The sequence below is a fragment of the Bartonella sp. PS17NMGDW genome (genome assembly GCF_042193555.1).
Classification (GTDB): Bacteria; Pseudomonadota; Alphaproteobacteria; order Rhizobiales; family Rhizobiaceae; genus Bartonella; species Bartonella grahamii.
This window is the reverse complement of record NZ_JBHILY010000103.1, coordinates 1-539: the sequence shown is the minus strand read 5'-3', so window position 1 is coordinate 539 and position 539 is coordinate 1. Positions and strand designations below refer to the sequence as shown.

The 539-nt window shown below is 46.8% G+C and carries 1 pseudogene; it reads right to left on the bottom strand.

Annotated elements, in window-relative coordinates:
- Window positions 1-539 (bottom strand): annotated as a pseudogene (locus ACFIJK_RS09510) (phage tail protein); the annotation flags it as partial.

The window sequence follows — 539 nt, the reverse complement described above, 5'->3', positions numbered from 1 at the left end:
CCAGCGATCCAGCCGATAGGAGTGGTCATGATTGCGATACCAAGCGATATAAAAGCAGAACCAACGGCAGTTATTGCCGAAATCAGTGTCCCTACAAGAGTTAAAGCAAGACTAGCGACTGCAGAAGCAGCTGAGGCTAATGCTGAAAGCAGTGATCTTCCCAGAGTAGCAGAAAATCTAATAAAAGCTTTATCTGCTGCGATTATTTTTGAGAGCAGGGATTTTCCAAGATTTGCAGCCAGACCGGTAATTTTAGAACTAACGGAAGTGAAGGCTGAAAGCACTGGTCCTGAAAGAGCGAAAGCAAGCCTGATAAAAACTGCGCTTACTATGGCTAGTGATGTAAGCAGCCAGCCATTGATTTTGTCCCAATTTTTGTAGAGCAGATATCCAGCTCCAACAAGAGCTGCGATGCCGCCAATTAGCCACCCGATAGGTGTCGTCATTATAGTATAGCCAAGCGTGACAAACGCTGCTCCCGCTGCGGCTAATGCGGCAATGAGTGGACCAAAAATGAACGAACCAAGTGCCACAAGTCC